Source organism: Roseiconus lacunae (assembly GCF_008312935.1).
Classification (GTDB): domain Bacteria; phylum Planctomycetota; class Planctomycetia; order Pirellulales; family Pirellulaceae; genus Stieleria; species Stieleria lacunae.
Genome location: NZ_VSZO01000053.1, coordinates 571,184 through 595,517, shown reverse-complemented (window position 1 = coordinate 595,517; position 24,334 = coordinate 571,184). Strand labels below are relative to the sequence as shown.

General features: G+C 53.9%; 15 protein-coding genes. 10 read left to right on the top strand and 5 right to left on the bottom strand.

The annotated features are described in order from the left end of the window. Window positions 1–25 precede the first annotated feature (25 nt). Window positions 26–514, top strand: a complete 489-nt coding sequence (locus tag FYC48_RS25150) for a bacterioferritin (protein ID WP_149499537.1) — start codon at window positions 26–28, stop codon at window positions 512–514. Between the two features lie 257 nt (window positions 515–771). On the opposite strand, the gene FYC48_RS25145 is transcribed toward FYC48_RS25150, so the two are convergent. Further along, the gene (locus FYC48_RS25145; protein WP_149499536.1) at window positions 772–2,019 is read right to left on the bottom strand and encodes a DUF1559 domain-containing protein; all 1,248 of its coding nucleotides are present in this window, start codon (window positions 2,017–2,019) and stop codon (window positions 772–774) included. A gap of 335 nt (window positions 2,020–2,354) precedes the next feature. Further along, complete coding sequence (locus FYC48_RS25140; RefSeq protein WP_149499535.1) at window positions 2,355–2,549, bottom strand: hypothetical protein; 195 nt, start codon at window positions 2,547–2,549, stop codon at window positions 2,355–2,357. Window positions 2,550–3,476: 927 nt separating this feature from the next. On the opposite strand from FYC48_RS25140, the gene FYC48_RS25135 reads away from it, so the two are divergent. Beyond that, entirely contained in the window at window positions 3,477–3,833 is a 357-nt protein-coding gene (locus FYC48_RS25135; RefSeq protein WP_149499534.1) for a hypothetical protein, read from the top strand. 391 nt (window positions 3,834–4,224) lie between these two features. Here FYC48_RS25135 and FYC48_RS25130 read toward each other — a convergent pair whose 3' ends face one another. Beyond that, window positions 4,225–5,643, bottom strand: coding sequence for an amidohydrolase family protein (locus FYC48_RS25130; protein ID WP_160149762.1), 1,419 nt, complete (start codon window positions 5,641–5,643; stop codon window positions 4,225–4,227). Window positions 5,644–6,121: 478 nt separating this feature from the next. Between FYC48_RS25130 and FYC48_RS25125 the strand changes: the two genes are divergently transcribed. The 7 genes from FYC48_RS25125 (at window position 6,122) to FYC48_RS25095 (ending at window position 17,056) form a co-directional block, all read left to right on the top strand. After that, window positions 6,122–8,821: a hypothetical protein gene (locus FYC48_RS25125; RefSeq protein ID WP_149499532.1), complete on the top strand. Its 2,700-nt coding sequence runs from the start codon at window positions 6,122–6,124 to the stop codon at window positions 8,819–8,821. Between the two features lie 69 nt (window positions 8,822–8,890). After that, complete coding sequence (locus FYC48_RS25120) at window positions 8,891–9,895, top strand: ABC transporter ATP-binding protein (RefSeq protein WP_149499531.1); 1,005 nt, start codon at window positions 8,891–8,893, stop codon at window positions 9,893–9,895. Between the two features lie 3 nt (window positions 9,896–9,898). Continuing rightward, a complete protein-coding gene (locus FYC48_RS25115; RefSeq protein ID WP_149499530.1) occupies window positions 9,899–11,614 on the top strand; it encodes an ABC transporter permease in 1,716 nt (571 codons plus the stop codon). Next, window positions 11,590–13,494: a HEAT repeat domain-containing protein gene (locus FYC48_RS25110; protein ID WP_149499529.1), complete on the top strand. Its 1,905-nt coding sequence runs from the start codon at window positions 11,590–11,592 to the stop codon at window positions 13,492–13,494. Before FYC48_RS25115 ends, FYC48_RS25110 begins: the two co-directional genes overlap by 25 nt. Before the next feature lie 320 nt (window positions 13,495–13,814). Further along, a complete protein-coding gene (locus FYC48_RS25105; RefSeq protein ID WP_149499528.1) occupies window positions 13,815–14,708 on the top strand; it encodes an EamA family transporter in 894 nt (297 codons plus the stop codon). A gap of 120 nt (window positions 14,709–14,828) precedes the next feature. After that, entirely contained in the window at window positions 14,829–15,872 is a 1,044-nt protein-coding gene (locus tag FYC48_RS25100; protein ID WP_149499527.1) for a galactitol-1-phosphate 5-dehydrogenase, read from the top strand. 53 nt (window positions 15,873–15,925) lie between these two features. Beyond that, window positions 15,926–17,056, top strand: a complete 1,131-nt coding sequence (locus FYC48_RS25095; RefSeq protein ID WP_149499526.1) for an aldose epimerase family protein — start codon at window positions 15,926–15,928, stop codon at window positions 17,054–17,056. A gap of 106 nt (window positions 17,057–17,162) precedes the next feature. Here the strand turns inward: FYC48_RS25095 and FYC48_RS25090 are convergent, their stop codons facing one another. Together FYC48_RS25090 and FYC48_RS25085 are read right to left on the bottom strand one after the other, a co-directional pair. After that, on the bottom strand, window positions 17,163–19,070 hold the full coding sequence (locus FYC48_RS25090) for a c-type cytochrome (RefSeq protein WP_160149761.1): 1,908 nt from the start codon (window positions 19,068–19,070) through the stop codon (window positions 17,163–17,165). Between the two features lie 620 nt (window positions 19,071–19,690). After that, window positions 19,691–22,396, bottom strand: a complete 2,706-nt coding sequence (locus tag FYC48_RS25085) for a PVC-type heme-binding CxxCH protein (RefSeq protein WP_200836695.1) — start codon at window positions 22,394–22,396, stop codon at window positions 19,691–19,693. Between the two features lie 767 nt (window positions 22,397–23,163). Here FYC48_RS25085 and FYC48_RS25080 point away from each other — a divergent pair. Further along, window positions 23,164–24,255, top strand: coding sequence for a transposase (locus FYC48_RS25080; RefSeq protein ID WP_149499524.1), 1,092 nt, complete (start codon window positions 23,164–23,166; stop codon window positions 24,253–24,255). The last annotated feature ends 79 nt before the right edge of the window (window positions 24,256–24,334 follow it).

Genomic DNA, 24,334 nt, shown 5'->3' with positions numbered 1-24,334 from the left:
ATTACATCTCAAAGGAGAATCGAAGATGGCATCGGCACGATCTTTAGAAAACCTGCAAAAAGGGTTGGCGATGGAACTGACCGCTTCTCACCAATATCAGTTGCATGCCAGTGTCCTCAACGACTGGGGGCTCGACTTGCTCGCTCTGCAGATGAAGGATGAAATGAGGGAGGAACTTGGGCATTCCGATAGATTTCTTGAGCGGATCATGTTCCTCAAGGGCGACCCAAAGATGGAATTCGATCAACCGCCGCAACGGGCGAAGTCGCTAAAAGAACTTTTCGAAACCGATCTTGCAGACGAGCAACAAGCGGTGAAGTTTTACACCAAGGCAGCTCATCAGGCGTCGGAGGATTCCGATATCGGAACCAAACGCTTGTTTGAAGACATCGCAATCGATGAAGAAGAACACATCGGTTGGCTGGAGTTGCAACTGGATCTTCTCGAACGCATTGGCGAGCCCGCCTATATCGCCAAGCATATGTCGTCGCCGCACGACGGTGGTGAGAACTGAGTATGGCATTTTCGGAAAGGCGAAGATCACTTCGATCGGATGCCGCGCGAGTTCAATAGAGAAGCCCAGGGAAGCCATCTCGGATTCCACTGGGCTTTTCTTATGGTTCTCAAGCAACCGAAGACATTCGACGAGTGCTCCATTGAGACCCAACGTTTGGGTTCGGCCGATCAGCCGTCAGGCGTTTGCCCCGGTGATTGCATGAAAACCGTGGCTAGTGCTATTCGGCTTGTCTAAACCGCAGATGTCATCAGACACTAGAAACTTTCGTCGATCACTTCGCGACTTGCACGCGTTCCCAAGGCTCCCCACAAACCGAAAGGACTCTGTGAACCCGGCACGGTTGAATGTGTAGGTTCGGCTGAAGTTCCGGCGATCCGTACGGTAGCATGATTGCTTTGTCCGGCTTCGATGGAATCGGTCATGAACACAACCGCACCGTCTGTAAACAGAACATGAACGCCACCTTGGTGATTGCTGGACGCTGTCAAAACGGATTCGGCAGACAAGTCACCGTTCTGGTGTGATGCGCATTGACGGTTCGGCGGAAGTATCGTATGGAATCCGGTGTAAGCGGCGCGACCAGAGGCCCATTTGTAACCGCGACGATTGTCGGCGCGAGCGGACGCTTCCGCGGTTCCGGGAAGCCAATAGCGTGGACGTTCTGGGTCGATCATCGAGCTAGCGAAATCCGGGTTGATGCGAAGATTCCCTCCGCTACGGGCGATGAACGTTCGGATATCTCGATCGCCAAGATCCGTCTTGATTTCTCCCATCATGATCGAGTTGGACAATCCATCGAGTACATCGCGAAACTTGACAAACCGACGAGGAACAAACACGCCTCGGCAGGATGCTTGCGTTCGCTCTGAACGGGCTGTGTTGATGACACCAAGCTGATTCTCTGGCCCGACGTTGGTTTGTCGCGGCGCGTCACCGAGACAAAACGCATAGTTCGTTCGGCCTGACGCCGGCAAGCCGGCCCCCGGATCGGACGGACAGCGGAGCATTGGGATCTCGGTCATCCAAGGGTCATATTGGTTGGCCGCATGATTGGAGAGAATCATGTTTGTGTCTGGCCCCATCGCGGCAAAATAGGTCCCCGAATTGGTTCCGGATTGGACTTCGAACACGTTACTAATCATGTCCCATAGCCCCTGCTGCTCAAAATAAGCTGTCAGGCCAACCAAGCCACTGAGCTCATTTCGGTTTGTTCCCGATGCAGCTTGGGGCGTCGGCCCTGGACTCCGATTAACCGCGGTACTACCCACCTTTTGAAACGTACCACCCATATGTTTGGGCAGCATTTTGTACGCGGAATGGTAGTTGTGCAGCGCAAGGCCAAGCTGTTTGAAATTGTTGCTGCAACTCATCCTGCGGGCTGCCTCGCGCGCCGCTTGAACGGCGGGAAGCAACAGTCCTACCAAAATTCCGATGATCGCAATCACGACCAATAACTCGACAAGCGTGAATCCTGCTCGGCGATTAAATGTATCGACTCTCATTAACGGTCCCCGATAAAAGTGCGTCCTAGAACAAACATGAAAAACGAATCAACTATGTCTGGATGCTCGATGCACACGAGGTCGGCCTATTCGGCAGACAATGTGCGGTTATTGCAACGGCATTAAAACCGATTCGAAAACGGATTCCGCCTGGCTCGTCTGCCAATGACGCTCGCCGTAGCTCGCCTTGCATTCAGCTGGCGTTGTCGACGGAGCCCAAGGCTCGCGAGCTCAGACAATCGCTTTCCGTACGGTTCATCAAAAATATTCGGGAATAGGGAGTCAACGATGATCGGGAGTGCTACCAACAACGCTCCCGTTCACGATGGAATCAATCACTCATTGTTTTCGGCAGGATCGGTGTCGTCTTCGACCGTCTCTGCTAGTTCGGGATGCTCGTCCAAATAACTTGCCAGTTCGTTTTCTTCCACCGTTTCCGTTGTCTCCGTTCCACACCCAACCACAGTGATGGTAACAGAGGTCAACAATACAGCGGCATAACGAGAGACAAATGGAATAAGACACTTCATGGATTCACCTTTGGACATCAGCGGGCGGGAACGACAGAACGTTAAAGATAAAGCGTAGGGGACAAGGCGAGTGTATGCGCTCCCATCCCGACATTCAAATCTTTGTGCCCCAGTTGCGATACTTCATCACTAACTAAGCGATAAGGCCGTGATCCGAGCCTCTCCGACAACTGTTGTCGACCAACTTTAAAGTTGCCCGCGTTCGGAATGAGGCTTCATGATCACATCGATTATCTTGCTTCGATTCGACTTCAGGTTTAACCGAGTGGTCGTGGTCACGCTTGCACTGCGTTGACCAACGCCAACACCTATCGAACGTTCAAACGCACCGAGACGCTAGTGGGAGCGAAGTTCTAAGTTACAGTCACCTTGGAGCATGATGGGCGAAGCAACACGCCGTTAGTAACGAAGCACAAAAGGTTGACGTTCGATCTCACACCGACGCATCGATCAAGACGAGTCGACGCAACGTCCGAAGCGATCGCTGGGGACATTCAAACTCGGTCATGTGTCGGTTGCGTACAAACTACGGTGGCTGTTAGTACATCTCATCGAACCTTGGTACCAACACAAGCACGGCAAGCGCGAGGTCAGTGCGTCTGTTGTCAACACCGTACGTAGCCAACGCCTCCCGTTTGCTCACCGCAACGATTCTCACTATCCGCTTGGACACGGAAACAAAAAAGTGACTTCGATGAGTGGCCGCCATCTGCAACGGTCGCCGTCGATTCGGGCGTGATCGCTATCCAAGCGTCAAAATCGATCGAAACTGCAACGGAAGTTCCCCAATTGTGTCGTTTTAGGGGACTTGCGTAGTTTTTGCGGCTAGGCGAAGCTTAACCATCTGTAACGGTGCCCAGGTTGTTTTCTGCATGGCACCTCAATTGGCACCTGTTTTTGCAACCTTCAAATTGCAAGGAATTCCAGATGAAAAGTGTTCCCTTTTTCGTAGCTGTCGCCGCACTGTGCTTGTCGACTCTTGCTCCCGCCGCTGCCAATGCTGGCTGCTGCGACCCCGCGCCAACACCTTGCTGCGAGCCGGCACCGGTCTGCTGCCCAGCACCTCCGGTCAAAGTTTCGTTCTGCGTGACCGACCCTGTCACGTGCTGCAAATACCCCGTTTCGGTTTGTGTCCCGGCTGAGTGTGCAGGCCAAACACCATGCTACGTCGGATGCCGCCGCGGTTTCCTCGGTCGCAAGATCTTGACCTACAAGTTCGCTTGCTGCGGAACCTGTGTCGACATCGTGATCACCAAGCACGGTCGCGTGATTGTTCGCGACTGATCGCCCCGTCGAACATTTCGTTTGATGAAACCTGCGAACGCCTAGTCATTGAAGTGACTAGGCGTTTTGCTTTTGAGGCACAACTCTCTGGCCACTTCCGGTCGTAACGGAACAGACTCTCTTTCGTTCGTTCTAAAAAACCTGAAAGCCTTTCAATCGTTGGCGTCTTACGAGTGGACCGTTGAGCGCGTGTTCCTTATTAGTCCTGATTCGTATTTGTACATCGCTGCATCCGCTCGGCAAAATCAGCAAAAAAAGCTTCACGCAATCGGCTAATCCTGATTGCAAAGGTTGACGAAGCACAAGAATCGAAACCACGATCGATGTTTTGAATTGCCATTGTCGCTGATCGTATGAACGAACGGGACAAGATCGCGTGCGTCCTCCCCCATCATTGTTGCGAAACGGAGTTTGGCAATCCAGGCACCCATTGTCCGTTGATCATGACGTCAACAATGCGGTCGATGGCCTTGATCGCCCCAGTCGGATCGCCGTCGACGATAACCAAGTCGGCCAGCTTTCCAGTCTCTATCGTGCCAAGTCGATCGCCGACACCAAAGAATTCAGCGCCATTCTTTGTTGCTGCGGTCAGGACATCGATCGGCTCCATGCCGGCCTGCACCATCAACTCCGCTTCACGCAGAAATGCTTTTCCCCGGCTTGCATAGGGTGCCGCGGTATGTGACCCAACAACAACTTTCGCGCCCGCTTGATAACAACGCTTGAAGAAAGCCATCATGTTTTTAAATGCCGTCACTTCTGTTTCCGTCGCATCCTTCTCACCCTGCCGTCGTTCAAAAATCGCTAGCGTCGGCGATACAAAGACCTCACGTTTGACAATGAGATCGATCAAATCGTCAACCTTGGGATTGTTCTCGATTTGCACTTGAGCCCACAAACGAAATCGCCACTCCCTTCTAGCCGCCGAGTCCTCGCTGACGATGGATTTAAATCGTTCGGATAGATCATCAGAAGCAATCGCGGTTCCAAAACTTGTGATGTGTTCGACTCCAATCACTCCGGCTTTGATGGCATCGTCGGCGTCGACGAGTTCAAGGTGCGCGGTCACGGGAATGTTTCGCTGTTGCGCAGCGTTGCAGGTGGCGCGAATTTGCTCGAGCGGTAATCGAAAGTAAACCTTGATCGCAGAAGCTCCATTGGCAACGTGGCTGGCTACCGCTTGTTTGGCTTCGGCGTTGGAGGTGATGACTTCGGCTTGATCAGGCCAAACCGCCGGCGGTGCGTCGAGATGGCCGCCGCACAGGAACACTCGCGGGATCAGTGCGTTGCTGGAAAGTAGAGTTTCGTAATACTTAAACGGATGGCCCGGATCACGAAACGAGGTGATTCCATGATGCAGTTCATACTTGATTGGCTGCTCAACGGAATGGCGAGAGTGAAAGTGGGTATCAAAGAATCCTGGCAATACAGTTTTACCGGCCGCATCGATCACCGTCGCTCCATCGGGAATCGTGATCTCGGTTCGCTTGCCGACATCGGCGATTCGGTCGCCACGAATCACGATACAAGCATCGTTTGCAGGGGGGCCGCCTCGTCCGTCAATCAACTTTGCTCCGATGATCGCAATGGTTGAATCCGTCGGTGGCGATGCGACCAGGTTCATTTCCTGAGCTCTGGCGGGAAGAGCATGAGCCCCCATGGCCAACGTGACGATTCCAACGACCCTCAGTGTCACAGAAGGCAAACACGATATCGCTTGAGGTAAACGCAATTGGCAGCCGCCGAGTGCGTGAATCGTCGACACGAGTGAATGGACGTGCGATCGAACCGGATACAAAACGCCTTTCATTGACCGAACACTCCTCAAGCGACACAGTAGCGAAACCAATGCAACCGAGCGCGGCATCTATGATCGCGCTGCGGAAAGAATGTCAAAGTTGGCTTCGATTGCTAGATCTCACCATCGCATTGGGCCCGAATTATACGCCATCGACAGAGGGGTGGTATTGGGGCCATCGAGAGGTAAACCCATAGGTCGCGAACGAACGAATCTGACCAGCTTCCATTGATCGGGGAAAACTCCGTTCGTCGGAAGAAACAAGCGGAATCGTCGATTTCGAAGCCTCGAATTGGTTGATGGGCCCTGGTTTATTTGGCTAACCGGGACAAACTCTGGCGTTCACAAATCGACTGAACCTAAAATCACCTTGAACTGGGTGTTAGACAGTTTTAATTACCGTTAAACACCGTTAGGATCTTGCTTCGCCTCCTTTGACTGAGGCATTTGCCTGCAGTCACCGTCCGCAGCCCCGGATTGATCCTGACTTATGTCCCTAACCCCGTTTCGACCTCTCGCGCCGCGACCGCTGTTGATTTGCATTGCTGCGTTTGTTTGCTTGTCGGGAAGCGCAGGTCTGTTCTCGACGGTTTGTTTCGCTCAAACCGACGCGCAAGACGGCGGGCAAGGGGACTCTCGGCCGAGTATGCCAGCGACTGATGACGAGAAGCCTCGGCCGCAGGGTACGTCAGTCACGATCGCACCATCAATCGTGCAACGAGCTTCGGGGAATCGTTGGACGCCACTGAGTGTCGTCGGCGTCAACCGAACCGACGAAGAGAAGACGGAGACTGTTTCGGTCTACATCGATGGAGACCCAGAAGTCCAATTCTCGTCGAAGTTTTGGCTTCCGGCCAAGTCACGCCGGAAAACTTGGTTGCCTGTGCTGATACCGCCTCAGCAAGATCCAGAACGGGTCAACATCCCACTGACAACGATGTCGCTGGAAGAAGGCCCCGATGGCGAGTCGCTGCGGCCCGATTGGACAGACTCGGCCATCGTCGAGCGATCGCTGTTGTTGACTGAAATGGAGATCAATACAGGCGTCATTTCTGACGCGGCGGAGATTGACTTTACCGGACGCCAAGTCGACCGTTTACAGGCTCTGATGAGTTTCATCAATGTCGGTCGTTCGACTGCGATCCAACAATCGATGGAATTACCCAACATCGCATTCGCAGCGAACCTGCTTCCCGATACCCATGGCGGCCTCGACCAGCTCGATCAGATTGTGATCGCCGGCAATTCACTTTCAAACGACACCGCAGGCGTCGGCACGATTCGCCGTTGGCTCCGTCGCGGAGGTCGCTTATGGATCATGCTTGATCGCACCGATTCGGGAATTGTCCGCGAACTACTTGGTGATGATGCCGTTTACGATATCGCCGATGCGACACAACTGAATCAATTCAAGCTCGAAACCTCGGACGTTGTTTACTCGTCAAACTTCACGAGTGAATCATGGGAATCTGAACGTCCGGTTGACTTCGTGCGGGTCTTGACTGAATCCGACGATATCAGTTGCCAGATCGACGGTTGGCCCGCGGCGTTTTGGCAACCGGTCGGTGACGGCGAAGTTTTGTTTACCACGCTGGGAATCGAGGGCTGGATGCTTCCTGAAGGTCGAGCGTCGATCGGACTGGGGCAAATCTCGCGTCGTTTGTTCGAGCCTCGTGCAAAACCAATCGATTCGGTCACGGCGATGGTCCCCGTGGTCAACGACCAAATCGGCTATCAAATCCCGAGCCGAGGCATTGCGGCATTATTGATGGTTTCCAACACCATCTTGATCGCCCTCGGTGGACTTTGGTGGATGCGTCAACAACGGCTTGAGCGACTCGCGCTGTTGGTTCCCGTGGTCGCAATCATTTCTAGTACGGCGATGTTATGGATTGGCAAGATGAACTCGGGATCGATTCCGACAACCATAGCTTCGGCACAACTAGTTGTGCTTAACGACGCGACCAACGAAGCAGACATCCAATCGACTTTCGCGGTCTATTGCCAAGAGGAAATACCGATTGAATTGTCGTCCGCCCCAAACACGTTTGTTCAACCTCTCGACTGGTCCGGCAACCGCACCAAGCGAGCGCAGTGGCTTGATAACGGATCGAGTCGCTGGATCCAACCGGATCAGCCGCCCGGTACCGTTGAAAACTGGTTTTCTGATTCGACCGCGTTCGTCCAGTCGACAGAAAATGGTTCCGATTCGGCGTCATTGGTTCATCCGCTCGTCGGTACTTTTGACGAAGCAGGATTCCTCGGCAGCTTTCCAAACTCAGCGACGGCAACGATCGAAGATCCCTTTCTTGCCTCGTTTCCAGCAGCCAATACAGCCGCAACGTCATCGGTCAACGACGACAGGATCGAAGTGCGAATTCGGGCCGAAGATAGTTTGACGGACGGACAATTCGTTTCGGCAACATTGATGGATGACACCCAATCAAAACGACAAGAAGTACTTCGAGAACTGTTCGCCGATGCAGAGCAAAGTTTCTTAGCCAACGGGACTCAGTTGTTGTACTGGACCGACCCGACAGACATTGGTCTGGGCATCTCCGAATCATTCGTTCGCACGGGAACGGCACTCGTCTCGGTCCCCGTGAAGATCGTTCCGCCACAATCGGGGGCTCGCATCCGAATCCCATCGACGTTTATCGAGATCGATTCGTTTGCCAAATATCGTGGGATCTCAGCACTCTTCAATCCTCGCAGTGGGAAGTGGCTGACCGATGTGACGAAGTCAACTGAAACCGATCTTTTGTTTCGTTTTCCCACTGCGATCGGGCAAGTCGATTTGGAGCGTGTTAACGTCACACTTCGCATCTCGGCCCCCGAACGCCTAGTGACGATCAAAGCGATTCATGGCGACCAATCGTCCACGGTGTTCGAGGAAAACAGCCCGACGGGAACGGTTCGCTTTACGATCGATGATCCTTCGGTGCTGGAAACCGATCAACACGGGGGCTTGGTTTTGACTGTGTCTGTCGGTGCACCGACGGATCCGGGCGATGATTCCTCCATTGCACCGTCTCCACAGCAAAGCCGTCGCGCGACCCCGGGAAGCGAGTCGCCAAACTCGCAAGATTTCCCCGAGGGCCTAGCCCCCATCATTCTTGAATCAGACAACACCAATAAAACTTGGCAAATCGATCAACTGACGATCGATGCCGAGGGCGTGGTGCGATAGAGCAAGTTTTCGTGCAACACTTGCAATTTCCATCTAGGGCCCCTTCCTTACCGCCTTTCGACAGCATCCGTGACAAAGCCTTCTCTTTCAGACGAACCCGTCGTTCAAACACACGAACTGACAAAACGCTACGACGAATTTACGGCGCTCGATTCGCTTTCCATTCAGGTCTCGCGCGGGCAGATTCTTGGCTTTATCGGTCCCAATGGGGCGGGGAAGACCACCACGATTCGCATCCTTGTCGGCTTGGCCCGGCCGACCAGTGGATCGGCACGAATCGCCGGGGCCGATTGTGTGACCGAAGCCCGTAAAATTAAACGCCTCGTCGGCTACATGCCTGATGATTTTGGCAAGTACAACAATATGCGTGTCGGCGAGTACCTCGACTTTTTCGGCGCCGCGTATGGTATCGGTCGCCGTCCGCGTATGAAACGCATCGACGAAGTACTGGAGATTGCCGGTGCGACCTACATGAAAGATTTATTTGTCGACGCACTCAGTCGCGGGATGCAACAACGCGTCGCGATTGCCAGAACTTTGATGCACGATCCGGAAGTCTTAATTCTCGACGAGCCGGCCAACGGATTGGATCCGCAAGCTCGAATCGACATGCGCATCATGCTTCTGCGTCTGGCTGAAATGGGAAAGACGCTTATCGTTACCAGCCATATTTTGCCGGAACTAGCCCGAGTCTGTGATATCGTCGCGATGATCACCAAAGGCAAACTACGTGCCTTCGGGACGGTTGACGAAATCATGCTTGACATCAAACAGCGACGGACAATGGAAGTCCAGCTCGTCAATGCCGAAAAAGTTGACCAAGCGACTTCGGTGACCAACCGTTGGCTCGAAAGTACATCGGGCGAGACGACGGCCGAAGCGGCTCATGCCGAGGGAATTGTTCGCTTCTCGACCAGCAAGACCGATGCGGAACTCGCCCCGCTATTAGCTCACTTGATCGAGCAAGGGCAAGTGGTATCGCAATTTCGTGAAGTTCCGACGGACCTGGAAGACGCCTTTCTATCGGTTGCCGGTCAGGGCAACGACGCCGATGCGGCGAAGGTGGAAGCGTAACCAATGGCTACAGAAGCAATCCCTCAATCTAGTTCCGGACACGCCCAAACGACGGCAGATTCCGCATCCAACCCGGTCGCGAAACGCGAGTTCTTGGGAATCTTGCGTTCGCGAAAGGCCTTCGCGGTGCTTTTCGGACTGACGATTGTTTTTATGGTCGCGGTTCTTTTGCGATGGCCGAGTGCGGGGACTGTCGATCTAAGTGGCAAACAGTCCCTTCAGGTGTTTCGCATGTTCGGCTACGGATTGTTAGCCGGTGTGATTTTCTTGGTCCCGGCATTTCCAGCGGTTTCGATCGTCAACGAAAAGAACGACGGTACGCTGGCGTTATTACTGAACTCGCCACTCACGCCACTGAAGATTTACCTCGGAAAACTGGCAGGCATCTTGATGTTCGCCGCGCTGGTATTGATGGCCAGCCTGCCCGGTGCGGCGGCGTGCTATGTGATGGGGGGCGTCGATCTTTATAGCGGTATCTTGCGTTTTTATTTGCTGCTGGTGCTGTTGATCGTTCATTACGTGACCTTGGCGATGTTGGTCAGTAGCTATGTCCACACTGCCGATGCGGGCGTACGAATCACCTACACTGCGATTTTCGTTACGGCGTTGCTGACGCTACTTCCCGCTGCGTTTTTTGTCGGCGATGCGGGAATCCTTGGGACCGTCTCCGGTTACCTTAGAAGCGTTTCGCCGATCCCGGTCCTGACCGAATTGATGCAACAATCATCGCCTGGTCAACGAGGTTTGATCGGCCAGTCAACTTGGCCGCGTTTCGTCGTCTTTGCATCGATTAGCAGTCTCGTTTGTGCGGTCTGGACACTGTCACGGCTGAATTATCGGATCTTTGACCGTTCGCGGGCTCAAGGCGTGATCACCGATGACCGGAGTACGGGCGAGCGTGTACTTCGCCGGTTGATGTACATCGTCGATCCGCAGCGTCGCAAAGCGGGTATCCCCTGGTACTTAAATCCGGTGATGGTCAAGGAGTTCCGCTGTCGTCGCTTCGGGCGGTCTCAATGGTTGTTCCGACTTGTCGCGATTTCGGCCATGTTGTCGGTCGCGCTCACCTTTGCCGCGGCGACCAGCGTGACCGCCTGGGGAACCGAGACGATCGGCGGCCTGATGGTTGTTTTGCAGGTGATTCTGATCGTCGTACTAACACCCAGTTTGGCGTCGGGCTTGATCAGCGGCGAACGTGATGGCAGCGGTTGGGAGTTGCTTCGTTTAACGCCGCTGTCGGCGAGCAAGATCATCCGCGGAAAATTGCTCAGCGTACTCTGGACGCTTACTTTGGTGCTTCTGGCCACGCTGCCAGGTTATTTGGTGATGATCTACATCCAGCCGCAGATGATCGTCCAAGTTCGGTTGGTATTACTCTGTTTGCTGCTGACAGTCATTTACACGCTTGCCGTCAGCGCCGCCGTGGGAAGTTTCTTTCGGACCACGGCGAGCGCGACAACGGTGACGTACATCATCGTGATCTCGATTTTCGTCGCCCCGTTACTGGTCTGGCTCGGACGTGACGCCCCGTTTGGTTACGACTTCGTCAACGCCGCGTTGTCGACAAACCCAGCCTGTGCGGCTTTATCGGTCATTAACTCGCCAGGTTTCGAATCCTACGATCTGCTACCCGATGCGTTTTGGTTCGCTGGCATTTTATCTGCAATCATGTTCTGTCTTTTTGGATACCAAGTATGGCGACTTACACGCCCCGTCTAAACCGCATCATGGGAAAGCGGATTCGACCGGTGCTCGAGTCCAATTGGAGATTCATCGTACTCTCTGCGATCGGCTTGATGGCCGGGGCATTCAACGTCGATGCGCAAGAGACATCTACCGACGGATCGGACAACGTGTCAGTTGCCGACGGACGGACTGAAGAACGGACGGACAAAGGTCCCGATCAGATTCTGGATGTCGATTATGTGATGTACGAAGCCCCGAAATTCGTTAGCCCGCCAGGGTTGATCGAGGTTTCGCCGGAGCCACTGAAACTATGGCTACAGGCATTGCAGCGTTCCGATGCCCAGCTTCAGCGGACCGTGATCGATACGATCGGTATCGCTAAGCAACGCGGCATGCCGGATCTCGATCAGGCTTTGCTGGCGATCGTCGAACTCACCGAAGATAAATCGTTGCCACTATCGGTTCGGCGGTCTGCGATCAAGACAGTTATTCGCTTTAATGATAAAAGTCTTATCCCATTTCTTGTCCGGCAAGCGACTGACTACGGGGCTCCGGTTCGTAGTTTGGTCGAACCCGCATTAGTTCAATGGAAAGATGATTCGTTTCGGGATACTTGGACGAATCGGTTGAACGATGCAACCGCACGTGAAGTTGATCTTCGAACAGCGATTGAAGGATTGGCTGCGATCGTTGACATTCAAAGTTCAGACGACATCAAGGCGATTGCCAAAGATTCACTCCGCCGTGTGACCGTTCGTTTATGCGCGGCGCGGGCGTTGGGCGAACTGCATCGAGAGGGATTAGTTGGCGACGCGTCAGACTTAGCGTCTTCGACGACCAGTCGTCTTGATCCGTTGCTGGCCGTCGCACTTTTGTCCCGACACGAAGACAACGAAGCGAAGAAGTTGCTTCAAGAGCTTGCCGAAACAGAGGACGGATTTGTCAAAGCGGCCGCGCTTCGCAGGTTGCTTGCGGTCGATCCGAAGATCGTTAAAACCGTTGCGCGTGATGCGGTTCACCATTCTGATTATGCCGTTCGCGATGCATCGGCGGACATCCTTCATGCGGAAGGTGAGCGTGCCGATGTCGCTCCGCTGGCGCATTTATTGTCGGACGCGAATCCGACCTTGCGCCGAAAGGCAGCGTCCATGTTGTATCGCTTTGCCAAAGAAAACTCGTTGGCTGACGAAGTGATTTCACAAACGATGGGCGTCCTCGATCGCGACGATTGGCGCGGCTGTGAACAAGCCACTCGTGTCTTGGTCAGCTTGAATTATCGTCCCGCCGGTGATCGACTGGTCGACTTGATCCGTCACCCGCGAGGCGAAACGATGATCGCCGCCGGTTGGGGACTGCGACGATTGGGCGATCGCCAACACCTTGGCGCAATGCTCGGTCGCGCCCAAGAGATCTTCGATCGTTTTCGGTCCAATGAATACAACGCCGACATGCCAGGGCCACATTATCTGCTCGCACAATTGTTCTTGGCGTTTGGTGAAATGAACTACGGCGAAGCGGAAAACCTGATGCGACAGTATGTGCCGCGGAATTTGACTCTGGGAGAACGTGCCCGAGGCGCGGCATGCTGGTCACTTGGCATCATTCACGAAGGCGAAACGGTGGATGACCTCGTGGACATGATGATTGAACGTCTGACCGATACGGAAGCACTGATTCCCGAGTTCCACGACGTCCGTCACATGTGTGCGATCAGTTTGGGGCGAATGAATGCCGAGAAGGCTCTGCCGGCACTACGGAAATATGCAACGATGCGGGGCGATGGCGTCGGGCGTGCTTGCTTTTGGTCGATCGAAAAACTGACCGGTGAAGAGTTACCTCCGTTGCCTCCCTCACCGGTGTTTGATTACGAAGACTGGTTTATCCAGCCGATTAAAGAAAAGCCAGAAGAATAGCCGACTTGGTTCTGCCACCTAGTTCTGTCGAGTGATCTCTTGTCAATCAACGGCTGGGGTGATTCCAATGCATAGGGCTAGACGAAGTCGCTCATTGCTTGTGGAATCTAGGTTCGTGATTCGAACTTCGTCAGTGCGTCGTTCCGAACGGCATCTTGGGTGCGATTGATCGCGCTGGCAGAGTTAACGGCGATGATCGCATCAGCACCGTGGTGGACGCCATTCGGCTAACCCGAATATCGGATGGTAACGGAGCACTAGCCGCACTGTGACAATTCGATCGTCCGTTCGCCCCCCTTTCCAAGCGTCATCGATCCATCGTGCTGGCCGACTCCTTTCATTTAATTTTCCCACTGTTGGCCAGTTTGCTGTTTGTCGGTGGCTTGCTGTTTCTGAAACGAGCAACACTAGCGGGGGCAAATCCGTGGACGGTTTCGATCGTCGCGAACTACTGGGGCGCAGTGCTCTTTTCGTTCTTTTGGTTCACCAGTGACTTGGTCGTCACGCCCGGCCTGATCTGGCAACCGGCGCTTGTCGCGGTGTTTTATATCTTGGGACAGATTGGAACGTTTTCGGCGATCAACTACGGGGACGTGTCGATCGCGGCGCCATTGTTCGGGATCAAGGTCTTACTGGTCGCCGTGCTGCTCACCGTGATTGGTGGCCAGACACTGCCGCTGACAATTTGGGGTGCCGCAATTCTAGCGACGGTTGGCATTGCCTTAGTTCAATGGACCGGATCAGGAAAACGTTCACGACTTTGGTACACGATCCTGAGTGCGTTCGCGGCCAGCCTTTCGTTTTCTATTTTCGACGTCCTGGTCCAAACATTCTGCTCTTCCGAACATTGGGACACTGGGCGTTTTTTGCCGATCATGTTCTGGTTCGTTGGCCTTTACACGATCGTGTTCTTCAAAGGGATCCAGCGTCCGTTATTTGCCGATCCCCAGGTCCGTCGGTCACTGTTCTTTGGCGGCATGCTCATCGCGATGCAGGCGATTTGCATTGTTTTTGCGTTATCGGCGTTCGGCGATGCGGCACGTGTCAATGTGGTGTACTCGATGCGCGGCATTTGGGGCGTCTTACTGGCCTGGGTGACGGCAATTCTGTTCGGGGGCAGCGAGGCCGATTTGACGCGGCGTACGATGGCCACCCGACTGGGCGGGGCAACGCTGATCACGACTTCGGTCGTGATTGCGATTCTATTTGGGTAACGCTTGAAGGCCGTCAGCGATAGAACTCATTGCGTCCGACGCCCGATCGGCTACGCTATCGGCGGATATTTTCACCCAATCCCCCTCCAATTCGCACTCGAAAACCGGGATGAATGACGCATGAAGGCGATGCTGCTGACGGAATATAAGAACCTTGAGGTTACCGAAGTCGAGGATCCGACGGTGGGCCCCAAGGATTTGCTGGTTCAAGTCCGTGCTTGCGGAATTTGTGGCAGCGACATCCACGGCTATGACGGCAGCAGTGGACGCCGTATCCCACCATTGGTGATGGGACACGAAGCGGCGGGCGTCGTGACGGAAGTCGGCAGTGACGTCACCGACTTTCAAGTCGGCGATCATGTCACATTTGACTCCACCGTTTCCTGTGGGGAGTGTTTTCATTGCCGCCGAGGTGAGATCAACCTCTGTGATAACCGCATGGTATTGGGCGTCTCCTGTGGTGAGTATCGTCGACACGGAGCATTTGCCGAAAAGGTCGCCGTTCCACAACACATCTGCTACCGCTTACCAGACGAAATGCCGTTTGAGCACGCCGCATTGATCGAAGCGGTCTCGGTCGCCGTCCATGCCGCCAATCGAACTCCGGTCGTGCTGGGAGATACCGCCGTCGTCGTTGGCAGTGGCATGATTGGATTGTTAACGATCCAAGCGATCCGTCTAGCAGGATGTGCAAAAGTCATCGCAGTCGATTTGGATCAAGATCGCTTAGATGCCGCATTGGCTTTGGGGGCCGACGTTGGCCTGAATGCAAAGGAGGTCGATGTCGTCGAGGAAGTCAAGAAATTGACCGGTGGCCGTGGTGCCGACGTTGCCCTGGAAGTCGTGGGCGCAAGCGCGACGATCAACACCGCGGTCGAATCAGTCCGCAAAGGCGGCTCGGTAACCTTGGTCGGTAACTTAGCCCCGCGAGTCGAGATGCCGCTGCAAGCGATTGTCACCCGGGAACTCAATGTGCTCGGAACCTGTGCTTCCTGCGGCGAGTATCCCGCCTGCATCGAATTGATGAACTCAGGTGCGATCAAGGTCGAGCCTTTGATCACCGCGAAAGCGACGCTCGACGAAGGACCACAGTGGTTCAAACGTCTTTATGACGGTGAAAAGGGAGCGATGAAAGTAATCCTCCAGCCGAACGTGTCTGCCTAATATAATACGCGTTGATATTCCTTCTTGATTCACTCCTCTTAGGCCTCCCCCAAATGCTTTCCTTCAGAATCCCACTTGCGATCGCCGCCCTGACGGCTGGAGCGCTGGCTATCCACGCGAGCACTCAAGCGGCGACTGCCGCCGAAGTCAAAACCGCAAGCGACATCCAAATCGTTTCGCTGACCAACGAGCACGGCATGTCGATCAAGGTCACCAATTACGGTGCGATCATCATGTCCATTGTCGTCCCGGATAAAGACGGCAAACTTGCTGACGTCGCTCTCGGCTACGACGACATTCGATCCTACACCAATGCCGTCGACAAACCGTATTTTGGGGCCGTCGTCGGACGATACGGCAACCGGATCGCGAAAGGAAAATTCACCATCGACGGCGAAGAGTACAGCTTGCCGATCAATAATCCGCCGAACAGCTTGCACGGTGGGATCATCGGTTTCGACAAGGTCATCTGGGATATCCAAGTCGAAGAAAGCAAAAATGCAGTCAAGCTGAGCTACCTCGCCAAAGACGGAGAAGAAGGCTATCCGGGTAACCTCAGTTGCTCGGTCACGTACACATTGACCGACGAAAACGAAATCAAGGTGGAGTACTTCGCGACGACGGACAAAGCAACTCCGGTGAATCTGACCCAGCACACGTACTTTAACCTTGCCGGGGAAGGCGAGGGCGACATTTTGGATCATCAACTGATGATCAATGCGAATCGTTTCACGCCTGTCGACGAAACCTTGATCCCCACCGGAAAGACACCGGCAGTCCAAGGCACCCCCTTTGATTTCACGACCGCCAAAGCGATCGGACGTGATATCAACTCCGACAACGAACAACTTCGTTTCGGCGGTGGTTACGACCACAACTGGGTCCTAGATAAAGGCGGACAAACGGGCGAGCTAACACTGGCCGCGCGTGTCGTTGAGCCCAAAAGTGGACGCGTGATGGAAGTCAGCACCACCGAACCGGGGATCCAGTTCTATTGTGGCAATTTCCTCGATGGAAGATTGATTGGCAAGTCTGGAAAGGAGTATGTCTATCGCGGCGGATTCTGTTTGGAAACGCAGCATTATCCGGACAGTCCCAATCAACCTAACTTTCCGTCGACAACCCTCAAACCAGGCGACGAATACGAAACGACGACGATCTTCAAGTTCTCGACGACAAAGTAAGTCGCCGCAATGATTGACAACACCACGCTCTTGTGAGCGTGGTGAGTTGCATTCACCTTAAACAAGCAACAACTAGCCACGCCCGCCATCGCCTGGCTTCATGCACTCACTCGTTGCCAGCCGCTTTCTTTTCGGCGGCTTCTTTGAGGTACGCCATCAGTTCTAGGATCTCTTCCTTGGTGTACTGATCCATCAATGCTTTCGGCATCATTGACGTCGCACTTCGCTTGGTCAGTTCGATGTCTTCTTGCGAGATTACGATCGGCTCTTTGTCTTCGGGATTGCTGACCAACGTCAAAATATCGTCGTTCTCATCGATCACGATTCCGGAGTAGGTTTTTCCTTCGACAGTTAGCACAGTTTGCATCGCGTACTTACTGTCGATCTTGTGCGACGGTTCAAGAATCTCGCGCAAAACCGCTTGGTGGTCTGATTTCCAACGCGTGTAAACGTCCGTTAGATCCGGACCGACGACGCCACCTTGGTCGTTGACCTTGTGGCAGCCGACGCAGGAGGCCTCGTTGAAGATTTTCTCGCCGATCATCGTCGAACGGCCGGCAAGATCGCTGTCGAACGCACCGGCAAAGTCGTCCATTGTCCAGGCTTGAACGAAGGATCGATTGCTGCCGAGCGGATTTGCTGGCTCGATCGGGTTTTGGTTCCAGGCGTCAAGGTCCTTAACTACGACCATGACACCGTACATGCGGTACCAGTGCTGGGGAAATGTGCATACGTAGGGATACTCACCCGGTTGTTCTGGCGCGGTCAGCGTGATGCGAGTTGTCGCGTCCGGGGCGATCATTGCACTGGCGGCAACGACGTTGGGGGAATCCGGCACGTACGGCAGTCCATTGGTTCCTTCGGGTCCGGCTGAAAGCCCTGCCATTGCAACACTTTTCAGTGCCCCCGGCTGAGTCACCACCAAGTTATGCGGCATCAAGTCATGATTCTCCAACAGAATCTGAACAGGACGTCCCGCTTCGACTGCGAAATAGGGAACGTCGTAACGCATTTCTTCTTCGACGGTACCAATTTTGACGACACGCACGGCAACTTCGCGTAGGCGCCTTCGCAGTGACTTTGCCGTGTCGGGTTCAACGATCGAAAGCAGGCGATCGACTGCGCGCATCGAATCAATGAACTCGACACTTGTACGATCAGCCGCATCGGTTTTTTCGGCAAACGTAACCAAGGATCGCGCAGCAGTTTCGGCAGTCGCCGGGTCATAGACAGCTTTGGGAAGACGCAATAGTCCTCGGCATGCGTCGGTTCGCAGCGTCGTATGATCAACGAACCGAAGCAGCGCTGCGAATGTCTCTGAGGTCGGTCCCGGTAGCTTCGAAAGGGCGTCAATCGCGGCCGCCTGAACATCCTCGTTGGCTGATTTGAGTTCGTTCTCCACCATCGACCGTTGCCGCCGCTTCATCGCATCGCTGGGTAGCAATTCGATCGCGCGAAGGCGAGCGATCATCGATTCGCTACCGGCGGAACTTAGCTCATTTACGAGATCACTTTTCCCCGCGGCAAGAAGAGCCGCCATCGCCACCGAAGACTCGCGCGCGTCGCCATCGGCCAGTTCTCGAAGACCTTCAATTTCCTTGGCGAGTTCGTTCGCCGGTTGAGCGATCAGTTTCTTTGCCAGAACAGTCTGCAAGCGTTTTGCTTCGGCGTCATCGACTTTTAATCTCCCTATCGTCGCGACCAATTCGGCGGCGACAGATCGCTCTCGCAACTTCGCCAATGCTTCGAACGCTTCGTCGCGAATTCCGGCCGCCATCGCCGGTCGTGCTACAATCGCTTCATAGACGGGAATATATTTTGGATCATCCGTTGACCGCGGTACCATCAGCAAGTGTTCGTCATCAAGACGCCCAAGTTGGTACGCGACAATGCGAGGTGATTTGTCCAGAAAGATCTTTGGGGGTTCAGTGTCTGCAGCCAGTGATGCCCGACCGACAGTCGAACAAAATCCAACGATCAACAGGACACGGGAAAAACAAAGGCGATTTCGCATTTTCGAGAAGATGGTCAAACGATGGTGGTGGGATTCAATTGCCAATGACTGCACTGCAAGAATTAACAGAATGCATTCGTCAAACTTAAAAGCGTGATGGCGGACTTGGCGGAAACCGCCAAGGCGTTCGGCGACACGATAATTGCATCCACCGAACATCTTGGCGAGTTACGCTAAAAAATACGTACCGGTTTACTCGACTTCCGGAAAGGCCGAGCCGAACACTCGGGAAAGTCGTCCCTGACGGGTCTCACACGTTGACGGGGCAAGATGACATCAAATCTGATATCCAGTGTCATCCCGTCCGCGGGCACCAACGCAAATTGTTAGCCTGTGTCCGTCCCGCTTGAAAGCGAGAGTATGAACTAGCCATTCCCAAGTATTGTCTGGTCTGTCAAAGCAACGCGAACATTGCACTGGCGTTTCATCTCGACCAAATCTCTGGGTTGCCTTATCAATCGTCGGGCACTAGCCCGACGTAGGCGCGGTTCAACCGTCGCTAACTCTATTGTGTCAACAAAACTCTGTTTTGAAGCGACATGAGTTCCCCCGACACCAAAGTGCCGGAAGAACTCGTCATTAGCATGGTCAGGCAGAACGCAATTACGTTTCAGTGATAGTTACTCGCCTTCTAATGCTCGCATGGTTTCATCGAGCGTGTATTGCAAGTAGTCATCCATTTCGTGTTCCAAGACGCCGAGAACGATCTCGATCGCCTCTTCGCCTTCGAGAAAACTGGCCGCTCGGACGCCCTCCAATCGCACCGTAGGATGATCGTCATTGACTGCCTTCGCGATCCGTTCGTTAGGGTCGTCGATCGATTCAATCATGTGCGAGACCAGACGCACGCAAGCAGCCCGGGCGCGGTAGTTTTCCGAAGCCGACAATTGATCCAGCAGCGGTTTGTTCACTCGATTATGCGTTTGGTACATCCACAATGCTTCCATCTGATGATGCTCAACTTCTGGATCAGAAGCATCGAGTCCTTTCACCCATGTTTCCAAACCGGCGATGACGTCCTCCGTCTCACGGGCGGCAAGTTCACGGCGAACACGATAGCGGGTGCGATCTTCGGGACTCTTGAGCAATTCGAGCAACGCGTCGATCGGTTGCCCATCAATTTTGGCCGGCTCCAACAACGGGCGACCCTTATAGGTCACTCGCCAGATACGACCGTGTGAATGATCACGGTTGGGCTCACGTAGATTGTGCTGTAAGTGACCGATCAGCGCATTGTGCCAATCGACGATGTAGAGCGATCCGTCAGGCGCAAATTGTAAGTCGACCGGACGGAAGTTCCCGTCGCGGCATGAAAGCAACGCCTCTTGTTCTTTGCCGACAAACCCGCTGCTTCCTTCCGCATCCGAAATCGAATGGTTCAAGATGGCGCGTTCGCCGATCACATTGGTGACCAAGAAATTACCTTGCCAGGACTCGGGAAAGTGACGGCTCGAAACGATCGCACATCCGGCTAGCGGACGAATTCGTTTGGGGTAAAACGTTGGGTGCCGATACTTCGGGTCGCCGCCTCCCAATTCAGCCACGCGTCGATGCTGCGTACCGCCGGGGTGTTTATTGGGATACTCTAGATGTCCGGTAATCGGAGCAGCCCAATATGCGAACCCCGGTGAGGCATCACCGATAAAGTCTTGTCCCCATCGGTCGTAGCAATAACCCCATGGATTCGCGAAAGCAAACGTGCAGTGAACGTCCATCCGCTTGGTGCGATGGTTGTATTTCCAAATCCCGGCTTCGCCGCAGCGGCGTGGTCCGAACGGCGTTTCGACGGCGGAGAACTTGAAGGTGCCTTCTTCGAAATAAAGGTTGCCTCCGGGGCCCCATTCGAAAGCGGCGATTCCGTGGTGTGAATCCGCCGAGTCCATCCCGACGATCTGGCGAACGGTGACGTCCGCTTTGTCATCGCCGTCGGTATCTTTCATGAACCAAATGTCAGGCTGCCGAGACACGTAAGCGCCGCCGTGCCCGAGTTCGAAGCCGGTTGGTTGGTGCAAGTTGTCGGCGAACACTTTGCAGACATCCGCGTCGTGATCACCATCGGTATCTTCGAAAATCAACAACTTGTCATCCATGGGCGACTTCGGCTGCCAATGAGGATAGGACTTCATCGTCGCAACCCAAAGCCGACCTCGACTATCAAAATTCAACGCGACAGGGTTGGAAAGTTCGGGAAACTGTTCTTCACTCGCGATCAATTGGATTTCAAAACCTTCGGCAAGATCGAACAGTTTGAGTTGCTCTTCGGCAGGTAGGTAGTCGAGCGTTCCCAGTTTTCCCGCCTTGGCATTTCGATCGTTCGGGATACCGACGTTCGTTTTTGGGTTGATAAATGGCAGTGTGTTGGAATCATCGATCGTGTCAGAAACAGACTTCCCCGCTGCGACTGCCCAGATCCGAGCGTCGCGGGTCGCGGTCATCTGATCCAAGATCGCCAGTTCGCGATTCATGACCATGCGGTTGTTGTACGTTCCATCACTTCCGGCCAGACCACGATCGCCGTAGATTGAAAAACCATTCACGGCCCGATAGCGATGGAACCAATGAAAATTTTTGTCATCGATTTCAGACTTCAAGTCGGCAGAAACCGGCGTCGTTAATTCACCTCCGAAGAGCGCCTGATCAAGGATCGGCGCCAGCTTCTCGTAGCCTTCGTCGTTGAGGTGAAACTGGTTGATCGTCAGACGCGTATCACTCTTTTCGAACAGATCCTTGGTCGGTTGGTACAAGTCGACAAAAACGACACCTGTGTCGTCGGCGACATCAGACATTGCCTGCGTGTAGAGCCGCAGATTCTTGTTTTGTTCAACGCCATCGGAGAGATTCGGGTCATCCGATCCCTCGAATGCAATCGGCGACACCAACACCACTTGCGGTCGGCCTTTGCCATAGTCGGACGCCAATGTTTCGGCGACCAATTTTTTTAAATCAGTCTTAAACTTGGCAACACCTTTTACCCCCGCGAAGGATTCGTTGTACCCAAGGAAGTACATCACAACCGACGCTTCACTGTGCGTCAGATGCTCGGTGGGGCTTCCGAAGTTTTTAGATCGAATCCGCAGCTTGATTTCGTCTGCGGGAAAACAGAGATTGCGAACGACCAGTTGGTGTTGCGGATATCGCGTGTGGAGTAGGGACTCCCACTCATTTTGCACTTGCATCCGCTCGCCGAGGGCGTTGCCTACCAAACAGATGTGGTCGCCTTTTTGTAGTTTTAGGTCAGCCGCATCTGCCATCGCCGGCACGCAACACGCGGCCAACACGGTGGCTGCGCCGATCAGACGCCGAGAAATCCTTCTGAATGCTTTCATCGAGTTGTGGTGATAAAGGAGGGAGGATGATTGGAGGGCCAATAAACTGCTGCCCATTCTAACCAAAATTGTCGTCTCCGCAGCGATGAACCATCAGAATCCGCTTTCAGGTCGACACCGAAGTCGTCGGTGATAACAGATCCGGCCGACACGCCAATTTTTGGTGAATATCGGACATCCATTCGCGTAACGGCCCGGCCCCTGCACCTGACAAGAGTCGAGTTCCGGGTAGCGGACCTTGCCGAGATTTTCGGTACATCAACAGTTCCCGCCCACGGGACGCCACCATGCATGCGTTCCCCCCGACAGCGAATGTAATCGCTAGCCCATGACCACGTTTGAAAAACAGCACACTTGGGGACAGAGCACACTTGGGGACAGAGCACACTTGGGGACAGAGCACACTTGGGGACAGAGCACACTTGGGGACAGAGCACACTTGGGGACAGAGCACACTTGGGGACAGAGCACATCAACGGAAGGAAACACTGCTGCGGTTCTGTGACGATGGCAAGCTCAAACCGCAAAAGGAACTATCCAGGGACATAGCAGAGGAACTATCCAGGGACATAGCAGAGGAACTATCCAGGGACATAGCAGAGATGATCCGAGTCGCTGCGGTGCACAAACGTTCGTGTTGACGAGGTTTACCGTGAACGCTTCAATCAAACGTAATTGATTTCCATCGGTTGTTATGGAGTGACGGCTGTCTAAATCGCCATCAGAAACGTTGGTGTGTGGTTTCCTTTGATAGGAGGTCCGTTCAGATGGCACGTCTCTCTCGACTAGAGATCATCGACCCTAGCGAACCCACGATCGTCCACGTGATCAATCGCACGGTTCGCCGCTGTTTTTTGATGGGCGATGATCCATTCACTGGTCAGAATTTTGATCATCGAAAGCAATGGATCGAAGTGCTGCTCGAACGATTCGCCGCTCACTTTGGGATCGAGCTACTCTGCTACAGCATTCTTTCCAATCACTATCATTTGATCCTTCGCACGCAGCCAGAACTCGTTGCCGATTGGGGCGATAGCGAAATCGCTCGCCGCTGGTTGATGATTTGCCCAGCACGGATGACCAATGGCGAACCTGCCGAACCAACCGATGCCGAGTTGAATGCGATTCGCAACGATCCCGAAAGGCTTGCCGAAATTCGATGCCGGCTTTCTGACCCGAGTTGGTGGATGCGACTCCTCAATCAACGTATTGCTCAGCGAGCCAACCGCGAAGACGAGGAGTCTGGAAAGTTCTGGCAGGACCGGTTTCGTGCAATCCGAATCGAAGACGAAGAATCGCTACTCGCTTGCGCAGCCTATGTCGATTTGAATCAAGTTCGTGCAGGATTAGCCGAGACGATCGAGGAGAGCGAGTTTTCGTCAATCCACGCTCGTATCGAATCGGAATTCGGATCATCGACGGTCGTATCGCAAGCGATGGACACAAGCAGAGATGAAAATCAAAAACGCGAACGTTCACAACGCCGTGATAAGTTTCTTTCCAAGTTGACAATTGACGAGCGGCAAGATGACCTCGGCATCTGCGAAAGCGATTCTCCACATCGACTCAGCGACAAAGGTTTCTTGCCACTCACACTTTCTCAGTACATCGAGCTTCTAGAGTGGACAGTTGAGCAAACGTCAGCCGATCAGAAAGCAACGACTGTCCGCCCCCCCGTGGCACTGAAACAGACTGGACTGAGCCAGCACGCGTGGAAAACGCTGGTTGACGGTTTTGCCGAGGTATTCACTCATGTGGCGGCGCGGATCGAAACGCTCGAATCTTGCCGCAGCAGGCTTACCGGCCGTCGCTTTCGTATCACCAACGAAGCAAGGCAATTGGTTTCAGCCGCCGCATAGCCGATTCTAATCCAATGCCCAAAGCGTTTGATCTCCAACACATCGATCTGGCGTAGGTCAGAGATTAACGTTGGTGGGC